General features: G+C 67.0%; 23 protein-coding genes. 9 read left to right on the top strand and 14 right to left on the bottom strand.

Features of this window, described 5'->3' with window-relative positions; genetic code table 11:
* The first annotated feature begins 200 nt into the window (after positions 1-200).
* Positions 201-1,472, top strand: a complete 1,272-nt coding sequence (locus FHP25_RS13815) for an acyl-CoA dehydrogenase family protein (RefSeq protein WP_218578369.1) — start codon at positions 201-203, stop codon at positions 1,470-1,472.
* A gap of 28 nt (positions 1,473-1,500) precedes the next feature.
* Here the strand turns inward: FHP25_RS13815 and FHP25_RS13810 are convergent, their stop codons facing one another.
* The 5 genes from FHP25_RS13810 to FHP25_RS13790 all read right to left on the bottom strand — a co-directional run bounded on the left by FHP25_RS13810 (position 1,501) and on the right by FHP25_RS13790 (position 5,968).
* The gene (locus tag FHP25_RS13810; RefSeq protein WP_147847516.1) at positions 1,501-2,295 is read right to left on the bottom strand and encodes an SDR family NAD(P)-dependent oxidoreductase; all 795 of its coding nucleotides are present in this window, start codon (positions 2,293-2,295) and stop codon (positions 1,501-1,503) included.
* A 111-nt stretch (positions 2,296-2,406) separates the two neighbouring features.
* On the bottom strand, positions 2,407-3,366 hold the full coding sequence (locus tag FHP25_RS13805; RefSeq protein ID WP_147847515.1) for a Bug family tripartite tricarboxylate transporter substrate binding protein: 960 nt from the start codon (positions 3,364-3,366) through the stop codon (positions 2,407-2,409).
* Between the two features lie 36 nt (positions 3,367-3,402).
* Positions 3,403-4,173 carry an SDR family NAD(P)-dependent oxidoreductase gene (locus FHP25_RS13800; RefSeq protein WP_147847514.1) on the bottom strand — a complete coding sequence of 257 codons (771 nt, stop codon included), beginning with the start codon at positions 4,171-4,173 and terminating at the stop codon, positions 3,403-3,405.
* 8 nt (positions 4,174-4,181) lie between these two features.
* Positions 4,182-4,667 carry an aromatic-ring-hydroxylating dioxygenase subunit beta gene (locus FHP25_RS13795; protein ID WP_147847513.1) on the bottom strand — a complete coding sequence of 162 codons (486 nt, stop codon included), beginning with the start codon at positions 4,665-4,667 and terminating at the stop codon, positions 4,182-4,184.
* On the bottom strand, positions 4,664-5,968 hold the full coding sequence (locus tag FHP25_RS13790; RefSeq protein WP_147847512.1) for an aromatic ring-hydroxylating oxygenase subunit alpha: 1,305 nt from the start codon (positions 5,966-5,968) through the stop codon (positions 4,664-4,666). The genes FHP25_RS13795 and FHP25_RS13790 overlap by 4 nt, the downstream gene beginning before the upstream one ends.
* 109 nt (positions 5,969-6,077) lie before the next feature.
* Here FHP25_RS13790 and FHP25_RS42265 point away from each other — a divergent pair, with 109 nt between their 5' ends.
* A complete protein-coding gene (locus tag FHP25_RS42265; protein ID WP_178133518.1) occupies positions 6,078-6,818 on the top strand; it encodes a FadR/GntR family transcriptional regulator in 741 nt (246 codons plus the stop codon).
* A gap of 144 nt (positions 6,819-6,962) precedes the next feature.
* Here the strand turns inward: FHP25_RS42265 and FHP25_RS13780 are convergent, their stop codons facing one another.
* The 9 genes from FHP25_RS13780 to FHP25_RS13740 form a co-directional block, all read right to left on the bottom strand.
* Positions 6,963-7,718: an SDR family NAD(P)-dependent oxidoreductase gene (locus FHP25_RS13780; RefSeq protein ID WP_147847510.1), complete on the bottom strand. Its 756-nt coding sequence runs from the start codon at positions 7,716-7,718 to the stop codon at positions 6,963-6,965.
* A 23-nt stretch (positions 7,719-7,741) separates the two neighbouring features.
* Complete coding sequence (locus tag FHP25_RS13775; protein ID WP_147847509.1) at positions 7,742-8,455, bottom strand: ABC transporter ATP-binding protein; 714 nt, start codon at positions 8,453-8,455, stop codon at positions 7,742-7,744.
* Positions 8,445-9,167, bottom strand: a complete 723-nt coding sequence (locus FHP25_RS13770; RefSeq protein ID WP_147847508.1) for an ABC transporter ATP-binding protein — start codon at positions 9,165-9,167, stop codon at positions 8,445-8,447. Before FHP25_RS13770 ends, FHP25_RS13775 begins: the two co-directional genes overlap by 11 nt.
* Positions 9,164-10,198 carry an ABC transporter permease subunit gene (locus tag FHP25_RS13765; RefSeq protein ID WP_147847554.1) on the bottom strand — a complete coding sequence of 345 codons (1,035 nt, stop codon included), beginning with the start codon at positions 10,196-10,198 and terminating at the stop codon, positions 9,164-9,166. The genes FHP25_RS13770 and FHP25_RS13765 overlap by 4 nt, the downstream gene beginning before the upstream one ends.
* Positions 10,199-10,216: 18 nt before the next feature.
* Positions 10,217-11,083, bottom strand: a complete 867-nt coding sequence (locus FHP25_RS13760; protein ID WP_147847507.1) for an ABC transporter permease subunit — start codon at positions 11,081-11,083, stop codon at positions 10,217-10,219.
* Between the two features lie 162 nt (positions 11,084-11,245).
* Positions 11,246-12,484, bottom strand: coding sequence for an urea ABC transporter substrate-binding protein (locus FHP25_RS13755; RefSeq protein ID WP_147847506.1), 1,239 nt, complete (start codon positions 12,482-12,484; stop codon positions 11,246-11,248).
* Between the two features lie 47 nt (positions 12,485-12,531).
* A complete protein-coding gene (locus FHP25_RS13750; RefSeq protein WP_147847505.1) occupies positions 12,532-13,536 on the bottom strand; it encodes an acetamidase/formamidase family protein in 1,005 nt (334 codons plus the stop codon).
* A gap of 21 nt (positions 13,537-13,557) precedes the next feature.
* A complete protein-coding gene (locus FHP25_RS13745) occupies positions 13,558-14,958 on the bottom strand; it encodes an amidase (protein WP_147847504.1) in 1,401 nt (466 codons plus the stop codon).
* Positions 14,955-16,472 (bottom strand): amidase, encoded by a 1,518-nt coding sequence (locus FHP25_RS13740; RefSeq protein WP_147847503.1) that lies wholly within the window; start codon positions 16,470-16,472, stop codon positions 14,955-14,957. The genes FHP25_RS13745 and FHP25_RS13740 overlap by 4 nt, the downstream gene beginning before the upstream one ends.
* 356 nt (positions 16,473-16,828) lie before the next feature.
* On the opposite strand from FHP25_RS13740, the gene FHP25_RS13735 reads away from it, so the two are divergent.
* From FHP25_RS13735 to FHP25_RS13705, 7 genes are all read left to right on the top strand, one after another.
* The gene (locus tag FHP25_RS13735) at positions 16,829-18,031 is read left to right on the top strand and encodes a transporter substrate-binding domain-containing protein (protein WP_147847502.1); all 1,203 of its coding nucleotides are present in this window, start codon (positions 16,829-16,831) and stop codon (positions 18,029-18,031) included.
* Positions 18,028-18,624 carry an ANTAR domain-containing response regulator gene (locus tag FHP25_RS13730; protein ID WP_178133517.1) on the top strand — a complete coding sequence of 199 codons (597 nt, stop codon included), beginning with the start codon at positions 18,028-18,030 and terminating at the stop codon, positions 18,622-18,624. Before FHP25_RS13735 ends, FHP25_RS13730 begins: the two co-directional genes overlap by 4 nt.
* Positions 18,625-18,851: 227 nt before the next feature.
* Positions 18,852-19,790 carry an ABC transporter permease gene (locus FHP25_RS13725; RefSeq protein WP_147847500.1) on the top strand — a complete coding sequence of 313 codons (939 nt, stop codon included), beginning with the start codon at positions 18,852-18,854 and terminating at the stop codon, positions 19,788-19,790.
* Entirely contained in the window at positions 19,787-20,680 is an 894-nt protein-coding gene (locus FHP25_RS13720) for an ABC transporter permease (RefSeq protein WP_147847499.1), read from the top strand. Before FHP25_RS13725 ends, FHP25_RS13720 begins: the two co-directional genes overlap by 4 nt.
* A 226-nt stretch (positions 20,681-20,906) precedes the next feature.
* Complete coding sequence (locus FHP25_RS13715; protein WP_147847498.1) at positions 20,907-22,478, top strand: ABC transporter substrate-binding protein; 1,572 nt, start codon at positions 20,907-20,909, stop codon at positions 22,476-22,478.
* Positions 22,479-22,490: 12 nt separating this feature from the next.
* Positions 22,491-24,062, top strand: a complete 1,572-nt coding sequence (locus tag FHP25_RS13710; RefSeq protein ID WP_147847497.1) for an ABC transporter substrate-binding protein — start codon at positions 22,491-22,493, stop codon at positions 24,060-24,062.
* 241 nt (positions 24,063-24,303) lie between these two features.
* Positions 24,304-25,794 (top strand): ABC transporter substrate-binding protein, encoded by a 1,491-nt coding sequence (locus FHP25_RS13705; RefSeq protein WP_178133516.1) that lies wholly within the window; start codon positions 24,304-24,306, stop codon positions 25,792-25,794.
* The last annotated feature ends 4 nt before the right edge of the window (positions 25,795-25,798 follow it).

Genomic DNA, 25,798 nt, shown 5'->3' with positions numbered 1-25,798 from the left:
AACAACGTGCGCATCGTGAAGAAGTTCCGGTGCGAACGTGATTTCACTTTGAGGCCAGTTTACGGCGAAGGATGACGCAGCTGGGATTACGGAAAGCGGCCACACAAAAGTCACGACGAACGATCGCGGCGAGGAAAAGAAGCGAGTACCCACGGCATCGCACAGTGGGCTGGCGGCCGCATCCCTCCGGAGAATCACCATTGATCGAATTCGGGGCTCACTCGGCATCGGGTGTGCGCAGCCCTGGTGTCATGCATAGTGCATGCCAAGCTCAGCGTCGCGCGCCGGTGCGTTCGATCAAGGGAGAAGAAGCGTCCATGGATTTTGACTTCACATCTGAACAGGAAGCCATGCGCGAGGCCGCGCGCCGCTTCGCGCGCGACAAGCTGGCGCCGGGCTACGCCACGCGCGAAGCCGATGGCTTCATCGATCGCGCCCTGGTGCGCGAGATGGGTGCGTTGGGCCTGATCGGGCCGGAGCTGCCACAGCGCTTCGGCGGCCTCGAGGCCGGTGGCGTGACGGCGGGCATCGTAATGGAGGAAGTGTCATACGCCGATATGAACGTGGGCTACATCTGCCTGCTGGGCTCGCTGCTGGGCATCCTGCTGTCGAGCCACGCGCAGGCCGACGTCGCCGACGTCCTGGTGCCCAGGATCATCGCCGGCGACACGATCGTGGCGCTGGCCCTGACGGAGCCGAGCGGCGGCTCGGATGCCGCCAGTCTCGCGATGAGCGCTCGGCGCGAGGGCACAAGCTATGTTCTGCGCGGTGAGAAGACATCCATTTCGCTTGCCCTGCAAGCAGATCACGCCATTGTCTTCGCGCGCACAGGCCAGGCCGGTGAGCGTGCCCGAGGCGTGACGGCCTTCGTGGTGCCGCTGGACGCACCGGGCGTCTCGCGCACGTCGTTCAGCGATGTCGGGTCGGCCGCGGTCGGACGCGGCTCGATCTTCTTCGACGACGTGCGTGTTGACGAAGCCTGCCGCATCGGCCACGACGGTGGTGGCTTCCACCAGGTCATGAACGGCTTCGACTACAGCCGTGCCCTGATCGGGCTGCAGGTGCTGGCCGCCGCGCGCGCGTCGCTCGACGAAACCTGGGCCTACATCACCGAGCGCCAGGCGTTCGGCAACCCGTTGGCGAAATATCAGGGTGTCACCGAGCCGCTGGCCGAGGCCGAGACGCTGCTCAGCGCGGCGCGGCTGCTGTGCTACAAGGCGCTGTGGCTACGGGACCAGGGACGCCCGCACACGGCCGAGGCCGCGATGTGCAAATGGTGGGCGCCGAAGACCGCGTTCGAGACCGCGCATCGTTGCCTTCTGACGCACGGCCACGCCGGCTTCAGCCGCGACCTGCCGCATCAGCAGCGGATGCGCGACATCCTGGGCCTGATGATCGGCGACGGCACCGAGCAGATCCAGAAGATGATCATCGCCCGCGAGAAGGTGGGCCGCATCGCCGTGCCATACTGAGCGGCATCCGCAAGCGGCGGCGCCCGGCTCATCCCACCATGCTGTAGCCGCCGCTCACGCTCAGCACCTGGCCGGTGACGTAGCTGGCCGCGTCGGACGCCAGGAACAGGACAGCATTGGCGACGTCGTTGGGCCGGCCGATGCGGCGCAGCGGCAACGCCTTGGCGACCTTCTCGAGCTGCTCGTCGGTGAACATCGCGCCCTTGCGCGCCCACATGCTGTGCTGGCTCACCTCGCCGTCGGTCTCCGGAATCGTGACTCCGGGGCAGACGACGTTGCAGCGGATGCCGTAGCGGCCGTTCTCGCGCGCGATCGTCTTCATGAAGGCGTTGATGCCGGCCTTGATGCCGCCATACACCGCCTCGCGCGGCTCGCCCTGCCGGCTGGCGTCGGAGCTCAACGACACGATGGCGCCGCTTCCGGCCTTGATCATCGGCTCGAGCACGGCGCGGGTACAGTTCAGCACGCTGAAATAGTTGATCCGGACGATCTTCTCCCAGAAATCCGGGGTCGTCTGGGTGAAGAACATCAGCTGGTCCCAGCCGACGCAGTTGACCAACACGTCGACCTTGCCGCATCGCTGCAGCGCGGCATCGACCAGCCGTTGCACCTGCGCCATATCGGTCACGTCGGTCGCCACTGCCTGCGCGCCAGCCGCGCCCAGCCGCCGCGCCTCCTGCGCCACCGCCTCGCCCTGGCCGGCGTCAAGCTCGCCGATGGTGATGTCCGCGCCCTCGCGCGCGAAGCCGAGCACGACGGCACGGCCGATATTGGATCCACCGCCCGTGACGATGACGCTCTTGCCGGAAAGCCCCAGGTCCATCGTTTCCTCGCCTCTATCGCTTTGCGTGAGCGCAATCCTATACGGCAGCGCATCGCGCTGTCATGCGCACCACCTCCCCGAAACAGAGCGCTTCCTGTCGACGGCAGCCTCCTACTCCAGCTTGGCGCCGGACTCCTTGACCACCTTGCCCCAGCGCGCCACCTCGCTGGCGATCAGGGCCGCGAACGCCGCCGGGGTCGTCGCCGCCGGTTCGGTGCTGAGCTGACGGAATTTCTCCTGCACGTCGGGTCGCGACAGGGCGCGGCCGATGGCGTCGTTCAGCCGGCTGACGATGGCGGGCGGCGTGCCGGCCGGCGCCAGCACGCCGAACCACACACCGACATCGAAGCCGGGCACGGTCTCGCTGATCGCAGGCGCATTGGGAAACAGTGAGGACCGCCCGGCGGTGCTCACGGCCAGCAGCTTCATGCGGCCGGCCTGGATGTAGGTCGTCGCCTCGATGCCGCTGGCGTACATCACGGACACATGCCCGGCCAGCAGATCGTTGATCGCCGGCGCGCCACCCTTGTAGGGCGCATGCATGATCTTCACCCCCACCATGCTGTTGAACAGCTCGCCCGTGACGTGCGAGGCCGAGCCGACACCGACGGACGCGAATGTCAGGCTGCCGGGCTTGGCCTTGGCGAGCGCAATCAGCTCGGCGACGTTGCGCGCCGGCAGATTGGGATGCGCCACCAGGAACAGCGGCATGGTCGCGGCCAGCGAGATCGGCGCGAAATCCCTGACCGGGTCGTAGCCGATGTCGGGATTGAGGCTGATGTTGATCGCGTTGGGCCCGAGATTGCCGAACACCAGGGTGTAGCCGTCAGGTGCGCTGCGCGCCGCCTGCGCGGTGCCGATGCTGCCGCCGGCCCCGGCCTTGTTGTCGATCACGATCGGCTGGCCGAGGATCTCGCCCATCGACTGCTGGATGTTGCGCGCCAGGATGTCCGTCGCGCCGCCGGGCGGATAAGGCACGATCATGCGGATCGGCTTGCTCGGATAGTCCTGCGCCGCCGCGCCTGCTGTCCATACGCACGCGATCAAGAGCGCCAGCATCCCCCGTCCCATGAGCCCCTCCCCTTCCGGCGATGTCTTGTGCGGTGCCTACGGCATGGCGCTGCCGCCGTTGACGCTGACCTCCTGGCCCGTGATGAAGCCTGAGTCGCTGCGCGCCAGGAAGCAGGCCAGCGATGCCACCTCGTCGATCTCCGCGGCACGTCCCTTGGGGACGACGCTCTCGAAATGCGCCGCCAGCGCCGGGTTGCTGGTCTTGAGCGCCCGGAACCGCGGCGTGTTCACCACGCAGGGCGACACAGTGTTGATGGTGATGTCGTGGCCTGCGAACTCACGGGCCAGCGCCGTCATCATGCCGATCACGCCGCCTTTTGCAGCGTTGTATCCGGCGTGCTCGGCGATACCGGTGCGCAGGCTGTCGGCGCCGATATTGACGATGCGCCCGTAGTTGAGCCGCTCCATGTGGGGCAGCACCTTGTGGCAGCACCACAACGCGGTCCACAGATTGCGCGCGATTGTTTCCCGCAGGCTGTCGCCGTCATGCTCCAGGAACGGCCGGATGATGCCGCCGCCGGCATTGTTGACCAGCACGTCGATCCGGCCCCAGGCGTCGATGGTGCGATCCACCATCGCCTGGACGTTGGCTTCCTCAGCCAGCGATCCGACATGGCTCTGCGCCTGCGCGCCGGCGGCACGCAGCTCGTCGGCGGTCTCGCCTATCCGCGCATCGACGTCGGCGACCATGACCTTGGCGCCCGCTCCGGCCAGGCGCAGCGCGATGGCGCGCCCGATGCCGCCGGTGCCACGGCCGGCGCCGGTGACGATCGCGACGCGGCCCTCGAAGGCCCGTTCAGCAGCCATGCGCCCCCTCACAAGATGATGCTGAGCTTGCCGTGCGGCCGCAGGGCCTCGAGATCGAGCACTGACTTCTTCAGCCGGATGCGGAACCCGGCTGCGTCGGATACCAGCAGCTCGTACTCGCTGCGTCCGGGGTAGATGTCCATGACCTCGCGCTTGCTGCGGTAGACGACGAAATTGCAGCTCACGCGCGCCGTATCGCCGCCGTTCTCCAGCAGCCGGACGTTGGTGACGGTGTGGCGCGTGCGCGAGTGCGGGAACTCGGCGTGCGCGGCGCGCTTGAGCAGCCGGCGCGCCCGCTCCACCAGCCGGCCGTGGTCGTCATAGATCAGGTAGAGCGAGCTTGCCGGCGAATCGTCGGGCCGGTCGGTTGCCGGCACGAGGTAGCGGGCATCCTCGGTGAACAGCGCCGCCCATTCCTCCAGCCGCCAGGAATCCAGCAGATCGGCCTCATGGAAGAGGAAATCCTCGACGGCGGCTCGGCTGACCGCGCTCATCGCGCCGCTCCCGTCATCAGGCTGTGCCAGCGCCGCCAGAAAGCGCGCATCTGCAGCTCGTCCTGCTTGGCTGGCGCCGGGCCGTCCTCGTCCAGGACGCCACGCGACAGGTCATTCCACTCGACTGCGCTGCAGGCAGCATAGCCCTGCTGGCACAGCTCCAGCATCTCGACGTCATCGGGCGTGGCGAAGCCGGCCGGCCCCAGGAACTCCAGGAAGCTGCGCAGCCGCATGTCGCGCATGAACGCCGACTCGTCCTTCGGCGCCAGCGCCCAGGCCTCGACCTCGAAGCGATCCGGCGCGACAGGAGAGAACGTGCGCACCGTCACCGCCATGATGTCGTTGACGACGAGGTTGGGGAAGATCAGCAGGTTGCGATCGCCCTTGCAGATGATCTCGGCGCGCTCCTCCCCCAGCCGTGCCGCCATGCGGCGCTGGATGGCGTCGCATTCGGCCTTGCCGGCCTCGCCCCAGGGCGGGATCCAGCGCGCCACCGGCCGGCCCCAGGGCGTGGCCCCCACCGACTCGGAGACCGCATGGCCGTTGCCCAGGTCACGCACGCGCCCGAAGCCGCCGCGGACATAGTTGTTGAGCACCGCCCCGTCGCGCGCCTTCACATAGGCGAAGTACGTGGCATGCGTGGTGTTGGCGTGGTAGCCGTCGGCGCTGTTCTCCTGCAGCAGCTTCCAGTTGGCGCGGGCGCCGTAGGACTGGCTGCCCGGCAGGATCTCCATGCCCGCCTCGCCGTGCTGCGAGACGATCTCCAGGTACTCGCAGGCGCCGGCCAGATAGTTCTCCAGGCTGTCGGCGGCGCCGTCGAAGTTGACGAAGACGAAGCCGCGGAACTCGGCCAGCTTCGGCACCTCGTGCAGGTTGAGCGACGGGTCGCCCCGCAGGTCGGGCGCATAGGATTCCGGCAGCGGCTGGCCGGTCAGGCGGCCGTCGGACGCGAAGCTCCAGCCGTGATAGGGGCAGACGAAGCCGTTGGAGCGCCCCTGGCGTTCGCGGCACACCATGGCCCCGCGATGCGGGCAGGAATTGAAGAAGGCATGCATCGCGCCGCTGCGGTCGCGGTTGAAGATCAGCGGCCGGCCGCCGACCTTGCGGGCCACGAAGCTGCCCGGCTCGGCCACTTCCGAGACATGTCCGAGATAGAGCCAGCAGCGGTCGAAGATGCGTTCGCGCTCCAGCGCCAGCACGCCGGGCTCGGTGAAGACGCGGCGATGGACCCGGAACACGCCCCGGCTCTTCTCGTCCCGCACGCTGTCGCGCAACCAGTCGGACGCAGGCTGATCGAACATCATCGCCTCCGTGAAACGCCGCGGATCGGGCTGTCGTCTGCGCTTCCTCTGTGGAGGGACCAATCTGGTCCTACCAATTTTCCAGACAGTAGCGGCCAGTGGTGATAGAGTGTCAACCGAAATGTGGACGGGCACCGAGAGCGGCCGGGCGGTCATCGCCAAGGTCATGGGCTTCATGGCGGACCGGCGCCTGCAGCCGGGCGAGCGCCTGCCCTCCGAGCGCGAGCTCGCCGAGCGCTTCGGCGTCGGCCGCAACGCCGTCCGCGAGGCCCTGGCGACGCTCGCCTCGCTGCGCGTCGTGGAGCTGCGCCCCCAGTCCGGCATCTACGTGCGCGAATTGCGCGCCCAGTCCAGCTTCGAAGCCCTGGTGCTGCTGTCGAGCCTGGGCTTCCCGCCGACCGAGGCCGAGATCGCGCAGACCATGGAGGTGCGTGCCTCGCTGGAGCGCACGGCGATCGAGCTGGCCTGCCTGCGGCGCGAGGACAGCGACCTCGAGGCACTGCAGCAGGTTCTCGAGCAGACCGACGTGGTTCTGGCGGCAGGCGGCAACATCGCCGAGCAGGACCAGGCGTTCCATCTGGCCCTGGTCGCGGCCGCGCACAACGACATCCTGGTGCGGGTGCTCAACGCCTTCTACGAGCTGACCCTGCCCCGCCGGCGCCGCTACTTCGCCGTCCTGCGGCGCGGCCGGGCCTCGCATCGCCAGCATCACAAGATCGTCGACGCCATCCGCGCCCGCGCCACGCGCAAGGGCGTTGCGCTCATGCAGCGCCATATGGAGACGGCGCGCTTCTACTGGCGCGAGGAGCTGGGCGGCGACGCGCCGGCTGCCAGCCGGCGCCCGCGGTAGCGTGATGCGCGGTCGAGCGCAGGGCCCCTCCGTCATTCCGAGCGCAGCGGAGGGATCTCCCGCGGCATGGCGCACGGTGTGCTATTCGCAGGAGATCCCTCGCTGCGCTCGGGATGACTAAACGTGCGGTCGTGCGGCTCCGGCCTACACCGCCTTGGTCAGCGCGCCGTCGATCACCAGGTTGGTGCCGGAGATGCGGCTGGCCAGCGGACTGGAGATCATCACGACGCCGTAGGCGACCTCCTCGGCGGTGCCGAAGCGGCCGGACGGGTTCACCGACAGCGTCGACTTGAAGAGGTCCGGCATGCTCTTCTCGATGTTCTGCCAGATGCCGCCGTCGAAATAGGTATTGCCGGGCGACACGGCGTTGACGCGGACGCCCTTGGCCGCCAGCTGCTGGCTCAGGCCCTTGGCGTAGTGGATCAGCGCCGCCTTGGTGGCGCCATACGAGCCGGCCGCGAAATCGACCTCGAAGCCGGACACGCTGGACACGATCGCAATCGAGGCGGCCTTGGATTTCTCCAGGTGCGGCAGCGCCGCGGCGACGGCGTTCACCGTGTGCATCATGTCGGTGCGATAGGATTTCTCCCAGCTCTCCGGCGTGTCGCCCACGGCCAGCGCGCTGACATTGCAGATCAGGATGTCGATGCCGCCCAGCGCCTTGGCCGAGCCCTCGACCCAGGCCTTCAGGGCGTCGGCATCGGCGACATCCAATGCCTGCCCATGCGCCTGCACGCCCTTGGCGCCAAGGTCCTTGACCGTCTGGTCCACCGCCCCGGCGTCGCGGCCGCAGACCGCGACGCTGCAGCCTTCGGCCGCGAAAAGCGCGGCGGTCGCGCGGCCGATTCCCTTGGTGCCACCCGTCACCAGCGCCTTCATCCCCTTGAGATTGAGGTCCATCGCCTGCCCTCCCCTGTCCCGATTCAGATCAGCAGATGCTGCCGCACGGCATCGCGCGTCTGCAGCTGGTCGCGGCCGATCTCGGCGATGATGCTCCCCTTGTCGGCCACATAGCAACGCTCGCTGATCTCCATGATGGTATCGAGGTTCTGCTCCACGAACAGGATCGTGGTGCCGAGCTGATCGCGGATCGAGCGCAGCACCTCGCAGATCATCTGGACAATCGAGGGCTGGATGCCTTCCGACGGTTCGTCGAGCAGCATCAGCGACGGGTTGCCGACCAGGGCGCGGCCGATGGCCAGCTGCTGCTGCTGGCCGCCGCTGAGCGTGCCGGCCGACTGGCGCCGCCGTTCCTTCAGGATCGGGAAGTGCTGGTAGACGAGGTCGGTGAGCCGGCGGCCGTCGCCGCGGCCCACCAGGCGGCTTACCCACAAGTTCTCCTCGACCGTCATGCGCGGAAACACCTGGCGGCCCTGCGGGATATAGCCGATGCCGCGGCGCGCCCGTTCATCCGCCGGCAGGTCCGTGATCAGCTCGCCCTGGAAACGGATCTGCCCCGAGGTGGCGCGCAGCAGGCCGATCAGGCAGCGCATCGTGGTCGTCTTGCCGACGCCGTTGCGGCCGATCAGGCTCACGATCTCGCCCTTGCCGATGCGCATGTCGATGCCGCGCAGGACCGGCGTGCTGCCGTAACTGGCCCGCAGGTCGACAACCTCGAGAACGGGTTCAGTGGCCATGGCCCTTCCCCAGGTAGATCTCCTCGACACGCGGGTCGGCGATGACCTCGTCGGTGCTGCCCTGGGCGAAGACGCGGCCCAGGTGCAGCACCGTGATGCGCTGCGCGATCTGACGCACGAATGTCATGTCGTGCTCGACGACCAGCACGGTCATGCCCTGCGCGTTGAGGCTCTTGATCATCTCGCCGGTGCGCTCGGTCTCCTGCGGCGACATGCCGGCCGTGGGCTCGTCCAGCAGCAGCAGCGTCGGCTGCAGCGCCAGAGCCATGCCGATCTCGAGCCATTGCTGCTGGCCGTGCGCCAGGAAGCCGGCCGGCTTGCCGGCGTCGTCCTGCAGCTGCAGGAACTCCAGCAGGCGCGCCTTCTCCGCCTCCATCGCCGCGCCCCGGCACGTGCGCTGCAGGGAGATCTCCAGGTTCTGCGCCACCGGCAGCTCGCGGAAGACGCTGGGCACCTGCAGCTTGATGCTCATGCCGCGGCCGACCCGCTCATAGGGCTTGCGGCGCGTCACGTCCTCGCCCCGGAACAGGACCTCCCCCTGGGACGGCGCGTAGGTGCCGGCCACCAGCTTGAAGAGCGTGCTCTTGCCCGCGCCGTTGGGCCCGATCAGGCAGTGGATCTCGCCGGCCATCACCGTGATGCTCACATCGGCGACCGCGGACAGGCCGCCGAAATGCTTGTGCAGCTGGCGGGTCTCCAGGATCGCCGTCATGACGTGACACCTCTTCCCAGCCGCCCGAGCAGGCGGCCGACGCCGATCACGAACCCCGACGGCACAAGCAGGACCGTGATCAGCAGCAGGAAGCCCATCAGGATCAGGGCGTATTGCTGGCTGTAGACGGTGATCGTCTGGAACACCAGCAGCAGGAGGAACGTGCCGACCAGGGTCGCGGTCAGGTCCTGCCGGCCGCTGAAGGCGACCCAGATGATCGGCATCGCCGCCGCCGGCAGCCCCATCGACGCCGGCGGGATGAACTGGCCCCAGGCCGTGTAGAGGCCGCCGCTCAGCGCCGCCAGCGCGCTGCCGACGACGAAGGTGATCAGCTGGTACTTGCGCACGTCGTAGCCCAGCAGCTCGGTGCGCAGCGGATCCTCGCGGATCGCGACCAGGACGTTGCCGAAACGGCTGTTCACCAGGATGCGCAGCCCGAGATAGACCACCAGCACCAGGCAGAGCACGAAGTAGTAAAGGGCGATGCCTTCCAGGACGATGTTGTCGTCGAGCCAGGGCAGCTCCAGCGGCGGCATGCCGATCATGCCGTTGAAGCCGTTGAACCGTGCCTTGCCGATCGCCCATTCCGGGCCCGCCGTCTGGCCGAAGAATGCCGCCAACGCCAGGGTCGTTGCGAAGGTGACGATGCCGAAGAAGACGCCGCTCACGCGGCCGTAGATCAGGAAGTAGCCCAGCAGCGCTGCGAACAGGGCCGCCACGGCCACGCCGCCCAGCAGGCAGAGGAAGGTCAGCCCGCCGCTGGCGCCGAGGTTGATCGAGATCACGCCGTAGGTGTAGCCGGCCACGCCGAAGAACGCAGTCTGGCCGAACGAGAACATGCCGGCATAGCCCCACATCAGGGAGAGGCCCAGCGCCGTCAGGGTCGAGAGCAGCAGGTAGGCGATATTGCCGACGTCATAGGGGTCGGATATCGCCGGGTAGCCCAGAGCGAACATCAGGACCAGCACGAAGCCGGTCCAGAAGAAACGCCCGTTGCCGAGCGTCTGCGGGCCGTTGAGCACATTCAGCATCGGGGTCATGGGACCAGCTCATCCTCCCCGACGCGACAGCCAGCCGGACACGCCTTCCGGCAGCATCCGGATCACGATGATGACCGTGATCAGCAAGCCGATCTGGCCCGCGATCTGGCCATACCAGGCATTGAGGATCGTGCGCACGACGCCCAGCAGGATGCCGGCCGGCGCGGTCCCCAGCAGCACGTTGGCGCCGCCCACGACCACGGTGACGAACGACTCGATGATGAACGTGATGCCCATGGTCGGTATCAGCGTCATGGTCGGCGCATAGAGGGCGCCGCACAGCCCGGCCAGGGCCGCGCCCAGGCCGAAGCTGATCGCGTACATGCGCTGCGTGCGCACGCCCAGCGCCCGGGCCATGTCGGCGTTCTGCATCGTGGCGCGCGCCATGACGCCGTAGTTCGTGCGCATGTAGATCAGGTACAGACCGATTAGCACGCCGACGGCGGCGCCGAACAGCACCAGGCGGTAGGTCGAGAAGGTGTAGCCGCCCACGGCGAAGCTGCCCAGCGGCGTGCCGATGCCCTGCCAGCTCGAGCCGAGCACGATCAGCATGCCCTGAGTCACCATCAGGCTTATGCCCCAGGTCGCCAGGATGGAGTCGAGCGGCCGGTGATAGAGGTGCCGGATGATGGTGCGTTCCAGCACGATGCCCACCAGGCCGGCGGACAGGGCGCCGATCGCCTGCGCCAGCGGCAGCGGCACGCCGTGCTGCACGCAGATGACCGTGACGTAGATGCCGCAGGTGATGAACTCGCCATGGGCCATGTTGATGATGCCCATCATGCCGAAGATGATGGCAAGCCCGGCGGCCGCGAGGATCAGGAAGGCAAAAACGTCGGCGAACTGAAACGCAATCGAGAAGATTTCAGCGAACATGGGGTCTGGGCTCAGGTCACAGAAGCGCTTCCTCCCCAACGAAGTTGGGGAGGTGCCCCGAAGGGGCGGAGGGGAGCCGACGTGGTCTATGCCACGAAGACCACGTCGGATCCCCCTCCGGCCTTCGGCCACCTCCCCCAACTCTGTTGGGGGAGGATTCCATTACTTCTTCGGCAGGCTGGTCGGCGTATACTGCTCCTTCGGGTCCTTCTTGGTCAGGTCGCAGCCGATCTCGCCCAGCCAGTACGGCTTGATCAGGCCGAAATCCTTGATCACGCGCACCGAGTGGTCGGGATTGACACCGATCAGGCGCATGTGATGCGAGGTGTGCTGGCTCTTCGGGTCGATGCAGATCTTGCCCTCGGGCGCATCGATGCAGGCCTCGCCCGTGGCGATCACCTTGCGCAGGTCGGCCTTCTTGGTCGACTTCGCCTTCTCGACCAGTGTCTTGTACATGAAGAGCGCGGTATAGGCGTTGTAGCCCATGTCGTTGATGTAGGCCTCGTTCGGGAACTTGGCGCGCCAGCGCTTCTTGAAGTCGGTGGCGGCCGGGGTGTCGATCTCCTCGAACCAGTTGGCGGTGGCATGCATCTTGGCCAGCGCCGGCGGCGGGAAGCGCTTGTGCTCGAAGCCGAGCATGACCTTGATCGAGCTGCCCATCGGGATCGAGAGCTTGGCGGCGGCCGCCTGCTCGAAGAACGAGTCCTGCGAGGCGCCGACATTGAGCGTCATGATCCAGTCGGGATTGGCGCGCTGGATATTCTGGATGGTCTGGCCGAACTGCGACACGCCCAGCGGGATGAACTCCTCGCCCACCACCTGGCCGCCCAGCTTCTTCATCAAATCGCGCGTCCACTCGGCCGAGATCTGGCCGAAATTGTAGTCGGCGGCGATGGTGTAGACCTTCTTGCCGAAGGTCTCGGTCATCCACGGGATCAGGGTCGAGAACTGCTGCTCAGGGACGGCGCCGATGCTGATGGTGCTGGCATCGCACACGCCGCCTTCATACTGGTTGGTGTAGAAGTACGGCACGTCGGTGCGGTTGACGATCGGGCGGATGGCCTCGCGCGAAGCGCTGGTGATGCCGCCGATCAGCACGTCGACCTTGTCGCGCTGCAAGAGGCGGCGCGCGAATTCCTGGTAACGGGCGTTGTCCATCTGCGGATCGAGATGGATCAGCTCGATCTTGCGGCCCATGATGCCGCCGGCCGCGTTGATCTCCTCGGCCGCGAGCTGCGAGCCGTTGAGCTTCGGCTTGCCCATCAGGGCGATATCGCCCGAGACGTCCTCGAGCAGGCCGACCTTGATCGGCTGCTGCGCCATCGCCGGCGCTGCGGCCATCGCCAGCGATGCCGCGATGGCCGCACCGCAAAGCGTGGCCGTTCTTCCTGACTTGCCCATAAGCCCCTCCTCCTGAGCCCCACGAGGTTTCACGCGCGGCGCGATGATCACGCCCCGTCCGGCAGGTATTTCTTCAGAACCGCGGCGCCGACCGTGTATTTCGGGTCGACGAAGTTGCCCAGGCGGACCTTGCCGCACTGGCTCAGCATCATGTAGGCGTCGAGCTGATCGAAGCCGTAGTCGGCTGCCATCCAGCGGATCAGCTCGCGATAGGCGATGCGGGTCGCGTCCTCCAGCGGCCGCGCGCTGCCGATCGCCATGATCAGCTCGTCGGTCTCCAGACGCGGCCACTCGATCGTCCATTTCTTGACGACGTCGACCCGGATGGTGGTGAGGCTGGCATGCTCGACGGCCACGCCGCAGACCTCGCCGTCGCCCTGGCAGGCATGGGCATCGCCGATGAACAGGCGCGCGCCGGGCACGCGCACGGGCAGATAGGTCACGGTGCCCGGCCCCATGTCGGGCAGGTCCATGTTGCCGCCATGGTTGTCGGGCGTCAGCGAGCTGATGGAATCGATCTCGGGCGAGCAGCTCAACGTGCCGATATGCGGCTTGTAGGGCAGCTTGACCTTGTCGCTCCAGTGGACCGTGTTCTCGTCCACCAGGATCTTGCGCACGATCTCCGGCAGGGGCTGGTTGAGCGTCGCCGTGTAGTACGTGCCCGTCAGCGCACCGAACTCGGGGATGAGCGCGCAGGTGCCGCGCGGCTGCTCGCCGCGCGGCGCCATCGCCTCGATGTGGACGGCGAGCGCATCGCCCGTCTCGGCGCCCTCGATCATGATCGGCCCGTTCTGCGGATTGGCGAACGGCATCCTGATCTTCTCGCTGGGCTTGTCGGCCTCGGTCTTGATGCGGCCGCTGAAGGCATCCCGCGTCTCGACCACGACCCGGTCGCCCGGCTTCACCGTCATCACAGGCTTGGAGTACGGGCCGATCGTGAAGTGGAACTCGGCCTGCTGCTCCTCGGTGAGCTGGTGCGTGGCGCCGGCCTTGCCACCCGACGCGCCGCGGCGATGCATGATCGAGCGCGCCACCCAATCGTTGATGCTCATGGCTGTACCCCGCGTCTGTCGTCAGACCGGCGGCCGGCGCTTGTGCCAGTCGGTGGCCAGCTGGAAGGCGTGCCCGGCCCGCAGGAGCAGGTCCTCCTCCATGTGGCGCGACACCAGCTGGAACGCGACCGGCAGCCCTTTGTCCGTGAAGCCGCCCGGCAAGGTGATGGTCGGGCTGCCCGTCATGTCGAACGGCGCCGTGAAGCGCAGCAGCATCGAAAGCGCGTTCTCGTCCTGGCCCAGCGTCGCCATCGTGGCCGTGGTCGGCGAGGCCGTGTACTGCGCCGGGATCAGCAGCAGGTCGACGTCCTGGAAGAAGGCCGCGACCCGGCCGCGGAACGCCTCGCGCACGAGCTGGATCTTGGTCAGGTCGAAGCCTGACAGGCCGCGCCCCAGCTCGATCAGGCCGCGCACGCCCGGACCGTACTGGTCGGCCTGCTTGGGGAACGTCGCCTCGTGCGCGACCGCGGTCTCGACGGCGCACAGCGGCAGCCAGACCTTCACGGCCTCGTCCGGCGACGGGAACGTGACGTCGCGGATCTCGGCGCCGAGGCCGGACAGGACCGCCAGGGCATCGTCGACCACGCCGATCATGGTCTTGTCGACGCCCGTCGTGTTGAGGCTGCGATCGACGCCGATGCGCACGCCGCGGATCGGGCGCTCCAGGCCGGCAAGGTAGTTGGGCACGGGCTCCTGCCGCGCCGTCGGATCGTTGGCGTCGGCGCCCGCGATCACGCCCAGCACGGCGGCCGCATCGGCGGCGCTGCGGGTCATCGGACCGATATGGTCCAGCGACTCCGCCAGCGCGAAGACGCCATAGCGGCTCACCCGGCCCCAGGTCGGCTTGAGGCCGGTCACGCCGTTGGCAGCCGACGGGAAGCGGATGGAGCCGCCGGTGTCGGAGCCCAGTGAGGCGAAGCACAGGCCGGCGGCCGTCGCCACGCCCGAGCCGCTCGACGAGGCGCCCGACCAGTGGTCCTGGTGCCAGGGGTTGACCGGCGGCGCGATGCTGGGGTGATGGTCGGCGAACGCGCCCTCGGTGAGCTGCAGCTTGCCCAGCAGCACGGCGCCGGCATCGGCGAAGCGCTGCACGACCGTCGCATCATGGTCCGGCCGGAAACTGGCATGGATCGGCATGCCGGCAGCCGTCGGGATGCCCTTGGTGTAGCACAGGTCCTTGACCGCGATGGGCACACCGTGCAGCGGGCCGCGCCAGGCGCCGCGTCCGATCTCGGCTTCGGCCTGGCGCGCCTGCTGCATGGCGAGGTCCGCCGTGACCGTGGCATAGCTCTTGAGCGTGCCCTGGGTCTTCTCGATGCGCTCCAGCATGGCCTGGGTCAGCGCGACGGGCGACAACGCACCAGCCCGGATCCGCCGGGCAACCTCGACGAGGTCGAGGTAATGGATATCCTTCAGGCTCATCGCTCTCCTCGTCTGCCGATTGCCTCGAACGCCGCCGCGGCCGCGATCAACCGGCTCTCCTCGAAATGCCGTCCCACCAGCATCAAGCCCACCGGCAGGCCGTGCTTGCGGCCGCAGGGCAGCGTGAACGCCGGGTTCCCGCTCACGTCGAACGGACAGGTATTGGCCTGCATGTTGAGCGCGCGGTCAACATAGGTGTCGCGCGGACAGTCGGCGTCGGGGATCAGTGTGGCGGTGAACGGTATGGTCGGCATGGCAAGGATGTCGACGTCGCCCAGGGCCTGGGCATAGGCGTCGCGCAGCAGCACACGCAAGTTCTGTGCCTTGGAATGGTAGCGGTTGTGGTAGTGGCGATGGAGGTACTCGCCCAGCAGCAGCACCAGCTTCACCGTCTCCGACGCATCGTTGATGCGCGAGGCCATGCCGCGCGCGAACGCCTCCTGCATCGACAGCGGATAGTACGCCGCCACGTTGTTGCCCACGCCGTAGCCCTTCAGCATCATCTCGGCGGCGCCTTCGAGGATGATGCCGCTCCAGATGTGCGGTCCGTCGTAGTGCATCGGCACCGACACCTCGCAGATCGTGGCGCCGGCACCGGCCAGGGAGTCGATCGCCGCGCGCACCATGCGGTCGACCTCGGGATCGCTCTCGGGATGGCCGAAGCCCTGCTTCAGCACGCCCACGCGCAGGCCCGCGATGCCCTGTCCCAGCGCGCCCATGTAGTCGTCGGTGCGCGCCAGCTGGGTGCGCGGATCGTGGCCGTCATGCCCGGCGATGACCGCCAGCAGCCGCGCGACATCCTCCGTCGAGGCGCCCATCGGCCCGCAATGGTCGACCGAGTAGGAGATGGGCATCGATCCCGTCGTCGGCACCAGGCCCCAGGTCGGCTTGAGGCCGTAGATGCCGCACCAGCTCGAGGGCGTGCGGATCGAGCCGCCCTGGTCGCCGCCCAGGGCCATCGGCACGTCACCGGCGGCGACGGCGGCGGCGCTGCCGCCCGATGACCCGCCGGCGCTGTGCTTGACGTTGTGCGGATTGCGGATCGGGCCGGTGGCGCAGGTGTGGCTGGCGCCTGAGAAGCATAGATCCTCGCACGCCGCCTTGCCCGCGATCGTGCCGCCGGCATCGAGGATGCGGCTCACCACCGTGGCGTCGATCTCCGGCACGTAGCCTTCCAGCAGCTGCGAGCCGTTCATCATCGGCACGCCGGCGACGCAGATGTTGTCCTTGATGGCCACCTTCTTGCCCGCCAGCAGCCCTGAGGCGGCGCCGGGAATATCCGTCTTCCAGTACCAGGCGTTGTAGGGATTCTCCTCTGCCGACGGCCGATAGCCCGGCGCCCGTGCATATTTCACGGGCAGCTTGGGCTCGACGAGCGCATCGAGGCGCGCGCAGGAGGCAATCGGCCCCCGCATCAGGTCGCGGAACGACGCCAGGTCGTCGCCGCTCAGCGACAGCCCGAACGACCGCGCGATTCCAGCAAGCTGCTCGACGCTTGGCAATCTGACCGGCATCCTCGCCGCCCCCCACCTGCACCACATCCCGCAAAGCAACAGGCGCCCGATGGCTCCTCGCGGAACCTTCAGGCCCTGTTGCCGGTTCGAGGCTGCATCAGCCCCGCATGTCTGCTGTCTCGGGCGCGTTGGCCCTTTATCGCCATGGCTGCGCGGTGGTGGACGCCCTTGTCCTCGCGCGATGGCGTTCTTTTTGATCTAATCCTCGTTAGATAGTCATATCCGCTCTGATGACTGTCAATGTGTTTGTAACGGACAAGCAATGTGAGCGCGCATCGCCGCGCCAGGTGCGCGCCCTGCCAAGCAGCTTGACGAACGGGACCGGACGCGGCCACCCTCGCCGCGGGGTGGGCATCATGGCAAAGCGTCGACGCGAGACGGTCCATATCGGCGTTCTCTACTCGCTGACCGGCCCTTACGGCCTGGTCGGGCGCGAGATGCTCAACGGCCTCACGCTCGCCGTCGAGCAGGTGAACGCCAGCCCCGAGTTCGATTTCCAGATCGCGCCGCTGGTGTTCGATCCCGGCGGCGAGCTGGAAACGTATGAGGAGCATTGCGAGCTGCTGATCCGCGACAAGGCCGTGCGGCACATCGTCGGCTGCTACACCTCCGCTTCGCGCAAGCAGGTCCTGCCGCTGATCGAGCGCTACGACCGCCTGCTGTGGCACTCGGCCCGCTACGAGGGCTTCGAGAACAGCGACAACGTGATCTATGTCGGCGCCGCGCCCAACCAGCACATCGTGCCGCTGGCGCGCTACATGATCGAGACGCTGGGCACCAGCGTCTATTGCGTCGGCGCCAACTACCTGTGGACGTGGGAGACCAACCGCGTGCTGCAGGAGATCGTGTCGGCGGCTGGCGGTAGCATCATCGCCAAGCGCCTGGTCGCGCTGGGCGATACGCAGATCGACCACATCGTGCGCGAGATCGTCGAGCGCCAGCCGCCGATCATCTTCAACACCCTGGTCGGCGAGGCCAGCTACCGCTTCCATCGCGAGCTCTATCGCGCCCAGTCGCAGGGCGCGCTGCGCGCCGCACCGCGCCCGCCGATCCTGAGCTGCAGCCTGTGCGAGCCGGAGCTGCGCCTCATCGGGCCGCGGGCATCGGTGGGGCACATCACGTCGTCGGTCTACTTCTCGAGCATCGACACGCCGGAGAACCGCGCCTTCGTGCGCCGCTATCGCGAGATGTTCGGCAGCAGCAATCTGCCCTCGGTCGACGCCGAGGCATCCTACCTGTGCGCCATCCTGCTCGCCCGCGCCATCCGCCGCGCCGGCACCACGGACGTGCAGGCCGTGCGGACGGCCGCCTATCGCGACGAGCTCAGCGCCCCGCAAGGGCCGGTGAAGGTCGACCCCGACAACAACCACTGCTACCTGACCCCGCGGCTGGCGCGATCGCGCGGGGGCTTCAGCTTCGAGATCCTGGACACGGCGGCCGCACCCGTGAAGCCCGACCCCTACCTCACATGGCTCGACCTCGACGCGCTGACACGCCGCGCGCGCGGCCGGCCCGCCGGCGAGGCCCGGGCCACCAACGGCCTGCGGGTCGTCAAATGAGCCGGCGCAACCTGCCGTCGTTTCGCGGCCTGCACGCCCTGATCGATCACTGCCCCGGCCGCGACCGCACCGTGCTGGCGGCACAGCTCGAGGTGCTCGGCCTCAAGGTCACGACGCTCGACAGCGGCGCTGCAGCACCGTGCGAGGGTGTCGACATCTTCTTCTTCGACGCCGATGCCGGATTTGCGGTCGAGTCCGACGAGGCCCACCCCGACATCGACGTGCCGACAGTGGCCTTGATCGGATCCGAGACACCCAGCCGCCTGCAGGCGATGCTGGCGCGCCAGCCGTCGGCCTATCTGATGAAGCCGATCCGGCCGACCGGCATCTACTCCTCGCTGGCCATCGCGCTGCACCAGTTCGCGCTGATCCAGGCCATGCGCCGCAAGCTGGCATCGGCCGAGGAACGCCTGCGGTCGCGGCGCATTCTCTTCTCGGCCGTCCTGCGGATCATGAACCAGGCCCAGATCGGCGAGGCCGAGGCCTTCCGCATCCTGCAGCGCGCCGCAATGTCCCAGCGCGTGACCCTCGAAGTCCTCAGCGCCCGCATCGTCTCCGGCGAGTATCCCCTGCCTCGCGCTCTCGCCGGTTAGCGGCCGATCCCGACATGCGAAAGCCGCCGTTTGACTCGTCCGACGAAAGCTGCAAGCGTGACGACAAGTGAGGAAAACGCGCGGGAGCAACGACTTCCGCAATGGCCAGACAACAAGGTCGCGTGTGAAATCTCGCGCAGCGGCCGTCCAGGGGTGGACTGACGGACAACACGCTTCGGCGTGAACGCCCGTCTGTTCTCCTGGTGCGATCGGCCGGGAGACGACGCATGGGACGACAGATCCTTCATCGTCTGCTGATCTCAATCCCCGCTCTGGTCGGCGTGCTGTTCTTGTGCTTCTGTCTGCTGCAGGTTGTGCCGGCTGACCCGGCGATGATCATCGCCGGCCCGGAAGCGAAGGCCGAGACCATCGCCGCCATCCGCCTCGAGCTTGGCCTCGACCGGCCGATCCCGCTGCAGTTCATCGACTATATCGGCCGCGTGCTGCAGGGTGACCTGGGCCGCTCGATCATCTCCAACAAGATGGTGAGCGAGGAGCTCACCCACACCATCGGCCCGACGGTGGAGCTGATGCTGGGCGCCATGGTGATGGCCGTGCCCTGCGGCCTGGCGCTGGGCACGCTGGCGGCGGTGAAGCGCGGCAGCGTCGTCGATCGCATCATCATGGCCTTTTCGGTCGCCGGCGTGTCCATGCCGGTGTTCTTCATCGGCCTGATCCTGATCCAGTATGTCGGCTTCAAGTGGGCGCTGCTGCCCTTCACCGGCCGCACCGGCCCGATATGGGACGGCGGCCTGCCCAGCCTGATCCTGCCGGCGCTCACCCTGGGCAGCGTGCTGATCGGCCCGATCGCCCGGCTGACCCGCACCGCCGTGCTTGAAGTGCTGGGCGCCGATTTCGTGCGCACGGCGCGGGCCAAGGGGCTGCGCGAGACCGTGGTGATCGTGCACCACGCGCTGCGCAACGCGCTGATCCCGGTCGTCACTCTGATCGGCCTGCAGGCCGCTTTCCTGCTGGGCGGCGCCGTGGTGACGGAGACGATGTTCGCCTGGCCCGGCGTCGGGCGCCTCGCCGTGGGCGCCATCGTGTCCAGCGACTTCCCGACCGCGCAGGGAGCGATCATGATCCTGGCGGTCGCCTTCCTGATGATCAACCTCATCGTCGACGTCCTCTACGTCTATCTCGATCCGAGGGTGCAGCGCGGATGACCGTCCAGACCGTCGACTCGCCGTCGGCTCCGACCGTCCCGACCGAATCGGCGCTGCCCGGCCGCGCCGGCCTGCTGCGTCGCCTGGCGCGCGACAAGGTGGCGTTCGCCGCTTCCGTGGTACTGTCGGCGACGGTGCTGGCCGCGATCTTCGCCCCCTGGGTCGCGCCTTACGACCCCTACTACACCGATCTCGCCAAGGCGATGCAGCCACCCAGCGCCGAGCACTGGTTCGGCACCGACAACACCGGGCGCGACATCCTGAGCCGCGTGATCTTCGGCGCGCGCAACACGCTGCTGCTGGGCCTGATCGGCGTCATCCTCGGCGGTGTCCTCGGCGGCGCGCTGGGCATCCTGGCGGCGTTCTATCGCCGCCTCGACGGCTGGATCATGCGCCTCGTGGACATCATGCTCGCCTTCCCGGCGATCCTGATCGGACTGGCCGTCGCCGCCATCTTCGGCGCCGGCCTCACCGCGGTGATCGTCGCGCTGGTGGTCGCCACCATCCCCGACGTCGCGCGGGTCGCGCGCGGCGCCGCCGTCGGCGTCATGGGGCAGGAATTCATGGAGGCCGGACGGGCCGTCGGGGTCTCGGACACGACCCTGATCTGGCGCTACCTCACGCTGAACTGCATCTCCACGATCTTCGTGTTCCTGACCCTGCGTTTCGGCCAGATCATCCTGATCGGCTCGGCGCTGGGCTTTCTCGGCATGGGTGCCCAGCCGCCGACGGCCGAGCTCGGCATGATGGCAGCGCAGGGCCGCGACTTCCTGTTCATGGCGCCGCACATCGCCACCATCCCCAGCCTGGCGATCTTCATCATCGTGCTGGCGGCGAACCTGCTGGGCGACGCCCTGCGCGACGTGCTCGATCCGAGGCTGCAGCAATGATGGTCCGCGTTTTCCTTCACAGGCAGCGGGGCGTGGGCAGCCACCGTCATCCCGAGCGCAGCGAGGGATCTCCTGCGGCAAGACGCACCCCGCGCCATTTGCAGGAGATCCCTCGCTGCGCTCGGGATGACGCTCGCGTCGCCAAGCGGCGAAATGCGATCCCCCGCGCTTCACAGGCACGAGAAATACGAACAGCGAGAAAAATAATCGCCACAGGGAGGCGACGATGCGGAAGGTGCTGCTGGGCATTGGCGCCATGATCGGCATGGCCGGAGCTGTTCCGGCCGCCCCGGCGCAGACCTTGAACATGATGAAGGCGATCGACGCGCCGCACTACGATGCGCAGCGCACGACCTGGGGGCCGACCTCCGACATCGTCAACATGTTCCAGGACACCCTGGTGGCGCTCGACTGGGACGGCCGGACGCCGATCCCCAACCTCGCCAGGTCGTGGGAGGTCAGCCCGGACGGCAGGACGTATACCTTCAGGCTGCGCGACGACGTGCAGTTCTGCAGCGGCAAGAAGCTGACCGCCGACGATGTCGTCTTCTCCTTCAAGCGCCTCACCGACCCGGCGCTGAAGGGACCCTTCGCGTGGCGCGCCGGCCGGATCAAGGATTTGCGCGCGCCCGACCCGCACACCGTCATCTACGAGCTGGAGGAGCCCTACGCCGACCTGCTGCTGCAGCTCACGATGTTCACCAACGCCATCCACAACCGCGACAGCGTCGAGGCGCTGGGCAAGGACTACGGCGTCAAGGCGGCCGACGGCACCGGCCCGTGGTGCCTTGCCTCCTGGCAGCCACGCACCGAGATCGTGCTGAAGCGCCACGATGCCTACCGCTGGGGTCCGGCCATGTACGCCAACAAGGGCCCCGTGAAGTTCGAGCGGCTGGTGATCAAGGTCGTGCCGGAGGAATCCAGCCGCGTCGCGGCGATGATGGCGGGCCAGTTCGACATCACCAACCAGTTCCCGGCGCAGTTCATCGCCCAGGCCAAGACGGCACCGATGCTGCAGGTGCAGGAGGCCAAGCCCAACTTCCAGCTCCTGTATTTCGGCTTCAAGACGACGCGGCCGATGGTGTCGGACCGGCGCGTGCGCGAGGCCATGAGCATCGCCATAAACCGCGCCGAGATCGCCAGAAGCATCCTGCTGGGCAATGCCGATCCGGCCTTCACCTATGTCGATCCGGAAGCACTGGACTATGCGCCCAAGACCAAGGATATCGTCCACGAAGACGTCGAGCGTGCCAGGAAACTGCTCGACGAGGCGGGCTGGAAGGTCGGCGCCGACGGCATCCGCGAGAAGGACGGCATCAAGCTCACGCCCAAGGTCTACTATACCCAGTCCGGCAACACGCCGCGGGTCGCCGAGGCGATCCAGGGCTATCTGCGCCGCATCGGCGTCCACTGGCAGCTGCAGCCGTGGGACTCGACCATCGCCGCCGCCAAGATGGCCGAGCAGGACTACGAGATCTGGTCGGTGACCGTCCCCTATCTGTCGGCCGGCGACCTGGTGAACATCTATTTCGATTCCCGCAACATACCGACGCCCAACCGGATGAACTGGAAGGACGCCGAGACGGATGAATGGCTGCGGCTCGGCCGGTCGGCGCTCGATGCGGCCGACCGCACCCGCTATTACGGGCTGGTGCAGCAGAAGGTGACCGAGGAGCACCTCTGGATGCCGGTCCTCAACATCCACATGCACATGGTGAGCAGCCGCAAGCTCAAGGGCGGCCGGCCGCACATGATCTACCAGAACACGTTCTACAAGGGGCTCGATTTCTCGTTCTGAGGGGAGGATCCGATGCGAACGACATTGCGTGGCGCCGTGGCAGCGCTGGTGGTGGCCGGCGCCCTGTCGGATGCCGACGCCCAGACACTGAACGTAATGAAGTCGCTCGATGCGCCGCACTACGACGCGCAACGCACGACCTGGTCGCCGACCGCCGACATCGTCAACATGGTGCAGGACACCCTGGTTGCGCTCGACTGGGATGGCAAGACCGTGGTTCCCTATCTGGCGAAGTCCTGGAATATCAGCGAGGATGGCCGCATCTACACGTTCAAGCTGCGCGAGGACGTGACCTTCTGCAGCGGCAAGAAGTTCACCGCCGAGGACGTCGTCTACAGCTTCAAGCGGCTCAAGGACCCCGAGACCAAGGCGCCGTTCGGGTGGCGCGCCGGCGACATCAGGGAGCTGCGCGCCATCGATCCCTATACGGTCGAGTACGAGCTCAAGGAGCCGTTCTCCGAGCTGCTGCTGCAGCTCACCATGTTCACCAACGTGATCCACAGCCGCCAGAGCGTCGAGGCCCTGGGCAAGGACTACGGCATCAAAGGCGTGGACGGCACCGGCCCATGGTGCTTCGTCTCCTGGCAGCCGCGTACCGAGATCGTGCTCAAGCGCCACGACGCCTACAAGTGGGGCCCGTCGATGTACCAGAACAAGGGGCCCGTGAAGTTCGAGCGGCTGTCGATCAAGATCATCCCCGAGGATTCGGCCCGGGTCGCCGGCATGCTGGGCGGCCAGTTCGACTTCACCCATCAATTCCCGCTGCAGTTCATCCAGCAGGCGCAGAAGGCGCCGAACCTGGCGGTCCAGGAGGCCCAGCCGGTGTTCCAGCTCGTGTACTACGGCTTCAAGATCACCCGGCCCATGGTCTCGGACCGGCGCGTGCGCGAGGCCATGAACATCGCCATCAATCGCGCCGAGATCGCCAAGGGCATCTACCTTGGCAATGCCGTTCCGGCTTCCACGTTCGTCGATCCGGCCGCGCCCGATTTCAATCCGCAGACCAAGGACGTGGTCAAGGAGGACATCGAGCGTGCCAGGAGGCTGCTGGACGAGGCCGGCTGGAAGATGGGCGCCGACGGCATCCGCGAGAAGGACGGCGTGAAGCTCGCGCCCAAGGTCTACTACGTGCAAGTCGCCAATTTCGGCCGCACCAGCGAGGCCATCCAGGGCTATCTGCGCAAGATCGGCATCGACCGGCGCCTGCAGGGCTGGGATTCGACCATCGCGCCGGCCAAGATGGCGGAGCAGGACTATGAATTGTGGACGGTCGCCGTCCCCTATCTTTCCGCCGGCGAGCTGATGAACCTGTACTTCGATTCGAAGAACGTCCCGACGCCGAACCGGATGAACTGGCAGGATCCTCAGACCGACGAATGGCTGAAGCTCGGCCGCGGCGCCCTGAACGAGGCGGACCGGGCGAAGTACTACGCCCTGGTGCAGAAGCGTGTGACGGACGAGTTCCTCTGGCTTCCGGTGGTCAACGCGAACATGTACCAGGTCACCAACAAGAAGCTGAAGGGCGTGCGACCCCACATGCTCTACCAGAACACCTTCTACAAGGGTCTGGACCTGTCGCTCTGACGGAACCGAGCGGATGAAATCAGGCATACGAATGATTTGCAGTGCTCCAGTAGCCTTCATGGTGAGCCTGTCGAACCATGAAGGCGTCGCACGGCCAGCGGTGCGGCCTTCATGGTTTGACAGGCTCACCATGAAGCGTTCGATAGGAGGAGGGAACCAAATGCACAGGATGTTGAGGAGCGTGGTTGTAGTGATGGGTGCCACCTGTCTGGCATCGGCTGCGCAGGCGCAGACTTTGCGCATGATGAAGTCTCTGGACGCACCGCACTACGACGGCCAGCGCACGACATGGTCGCCCAGCTCCGACATCGTCAACATGATCCAGGACACGCTGGTGGCGCTCGACTGGGACGGCAAGACGGTGATCCCCTACCTGGCCAAGTCGTGGACCATCAGCGATGACGGCAAGCTCTACACCTTCAAGCTGCGCGATGACGTGCAGTTCTGCAGCGGCAAGAAGCTCACGTCCGCCGACGTCGTCTACAGCTTCAAGCGCCTGCTCGATCCCGAGACCAAGGCGCCGCTCAAATGGCGCGCCGGCAACGTCAAGGAGCTGCGGGCGCCGGACCCGTACACGGTCGAGTACGAGCTCAACGAGCCCTACGCCGATCTCATGCTGAACCTGGTCAGCTTCACGATGGCGATCCACAACAAGGACAGCGTCGAGAAGCACGGCAAGGACTATGGCGTGCAGGCGATCGACGGCACCGGGCCCTGGTGCTTCGAGTCCTGGCAGCCGCGCACCGAGATCGTGCTCAAGCGCCACGATGCCTACAAGTGGGGCCCGTCGATGTACCAGAACAAGGGCCCGGTGAAGTTCGAGCGGCTGTCGATCAAGATCATCCCCGAGGATTCGGCCCGGGTCGCGGCCATGATCAGCGGCCAGTTCGACGTGACGCATCAGCTCCCGCTGCAGTTCATCAGCCAGGTCAAGGCGGCGCCGATGCTGCAGGTCCAGGAGGCGAAGCCGAACTTCCAGCTCATGTACTACGGCTACAAGACGACCCGGCCCATGGTGTCGGATCCGCGCGTGCGCGAGGCGATGAACATCGCCATCAACCGTGCCGAGATCGTCAAGGGCATCATGCTGGGCAACGCGGCGCCGGCCTACACCTTCATCGACCCCGATACGCTCGACTTCGATCCGGCGACGAAGACGATGATCAAGGAGGATGTCGAGCGCGCCAAGAAGCTGCTGGACGAGGCCGGCTGGAAGGTCGGCGCCGACGGCATCCGCGAGAAGGACGGCGTGAAGCTCGCGCCCAAGGTCCTGTTCACCCAGGTTTCCTACTTCCCCAGGGTATCCGAGGCGATCCAGGGCTACATGCGCAAGATCGGGGTCGACTGGAAGATCATCGGCTACGACTCGACCATCGCGCCGGCCAAGATGGCCGAGCAGGACTTCGAGCTGTGGACGGTGACGTTCCCCTACATGTCGTCGGGCGACCTGCTGAACTTCTACTTCGACTCCAAGAACATCCCCGCGCCCAACCGCATGAACTGGAAGGACGCGCAAACCGACGAATGGCTGAAGCTCGGCCGTGCGGCCCTGACCGAGGCCGATCGTGCCAAATATTACGGCCTGGTGCAGCGGCGCGTGACCGAGCAGCATCTATGGATGCCGGTCATGAACGTCGCCATGTACACCACCAGCAGCAAGAAGCTGAAGGGCGTGCGGCCGCACATGCTCTACCAGAACACCTTCTACAAGGGCCTGGACTACTCGTTCTGATTTG

The sequence above is a fragment of the Vineibacter terrae genome (assembly GCF_008039615.1).
GTDB classification, from domain to species: domain Bacteria; phylum Pseudomonadota; class Alphaproteobacteria; order Reyranellales; family Reyranellaceae; genus Vineibacter; species Vineibacter terrae.
Note: the sequence above shows the minus strand (reverse complement) of the source record. Positions and strands in the feature narration are given on the sequence as shown.

What these genes read in the sequence shown, in the direction of transcription:
- FHP25_RS13810 (WP_147847516.1), bottom strand. Translation starts at nt 2,295, where the DNA reads ATGGACCTGGGGCTTTCCGGCAAGAGCGTCATCGTCACGGGCGGTGGA.
- FHP25_RS13805 (WP_147847515.1), bottom strand. Translation starts at nt 3,366, where the DNA reads ATGGGACGGGGGATGCTGGCGCTCTTGATCGCGTGCGTATGGACAGCA.
- FHP25_RS13800 (WP_147847514.1), bottom strand. Translation starts at nt 4,173, where the DNA reads ATGGCTGCTGAACGGGCCTTCGAGGGCCGCGTCGCGATCGTCACCGGC.
- FHP25_RS13795 (WP_147847513.1), bottom strand. Translation starts at nt 4,667, where the DNA reads ATGAGCGCGGTCAGCCGAGCCGCCGTCGAGGATTTCCTCTTCCATGAG.
- FHP25_RS13790 (WP_147847512.1), bottom strand. Translation starts at nt 5,968, where the DNA reads ATGTTCGATCAGCCTGCGTCCGACTGGTTGCGCGACAGCGTGCGGGAC.
- FHP25_RS13780 (WP_147847510.1), bottom strand. Translation starts at nt 7,718, where the DNA reads ATGGACCTCAATCTCAAGGGGATGAAGGCGCTGGTGACGGGTGGCACC.
- FHP25_RS13775 (WP_147847509.1), bottom strand. Translation starts at nt 8,455, where the DNA reads ATGGCCACTGAACCCGTTCTCGAGGTTGTCGACCTGCGGGCCAGTTAC.
- FHP25_RS13770 (WP_147847508.1), bottom strand. Translation starts at nt 9,167, where the DNA reads ATGACGGCGATCCTGGAGACCCGCCAGCTGCACAAGCATTTCGGCGGC.
- FHP25_RS13765 (WP_147847554.1), bottom strand. Translation starts at nt 10,198, where the DNA reads ATGCTGAATGTGCTCAACGGCCCGCAGACGCTCGGCAACGGGCGTTTC.
- FHP25_RS13760 (WP_147847507.1), bottom strand. Translation starts at nt 11,083, where the DNA reads ATGTTCGCTGAAATCTTCTCGATTGCGTTTCAGTTCGCCGACGTTTTT.
- FHP25_RS13755 (WP_147847506.1), bottom strand. Translation starts at nt 12,484, where the DNA reads ATGGGCAAGTCAGGAAGAACGGCCACGCTTTGCGGTGCGGCCATCGCG.
- FHP25_RS13750 (WP_147847505.1), bottom strand. Translation starts at nt 13,536, where the DNA reads ATGAGCATCAACGATTGGGTGGCGCGCTCGATCATGCATCGCCGCGGC.
- FHP25_RS13745 (WP_147847504.1), bottom strand. Translation starts at nt 14,958, where the DNA reads ATGAGCCTGAAGGATATCCATTACCTCGACCTCGTCGAGGTTGCCCGG.
- FHP25_RS13740 (WP_147847503.1), bottom strand. Translation starts at nt 16,472, where the DNA reads ATGCCGGTCAGATTGCCAAGCGTCGAGCAGCTTGCTGGAATCGCGCGG.
- FHP25_RS13735 (WP_147847502.1), top strand. Translation starts at nt 16,829, where the DNA reads ATGGCAAAGCGTCGACGCGAGACGGTCCATATCGGCGTTCTCTACTCG.
- FHP25_RS13730 (WP_178133517.1), top strand. Translation starts at nt 18,028, where the DNA reads ATGAGCCGGCGCAACCTGCCGTCGTTTCGCGGCCTGCACGCCCTGATC.
- FHP25_RS13725 (WP_147847500.1), top strand. Translation starts at nt 18,852, where the DNA reads ATGGGACGACAGATCCTTCATCGTCTGCTGATCTCAATCCCCGCTCTG.
- FHP25_RS13720 (WP_147847499.1), top strand. Translation starts at nt 19,787, where the DNA reads ATGACCGTCCAGACCGTCGACTCGCCGTCGGCTCCGACCGTCCCGACC.
- FHP25_RS13715 (WP_147847498.1), top strand. Translation starts at nt 20,907, where the DNA reads ATGCGGAAGGTGCTGCTGGGCATTGGCGCCATGATCGGCATGGCCGGA.
- FHP25_RS13710 (WP_147847497.1), top strand. Translation starts at nt 22,491, where the DNA reads ATGCGAACGACATTGCGTGGCGCCGTGGCAGCGCTGGTGGTGGCCGGC.
- FHP25_RS13705 (WP_178133516.1), top strand. Translation starts at nt 24,304, where the DNA reads ATGATGAAGTCTCTGGACGCACCGCACTACGACGGCCAGCGCACGACA.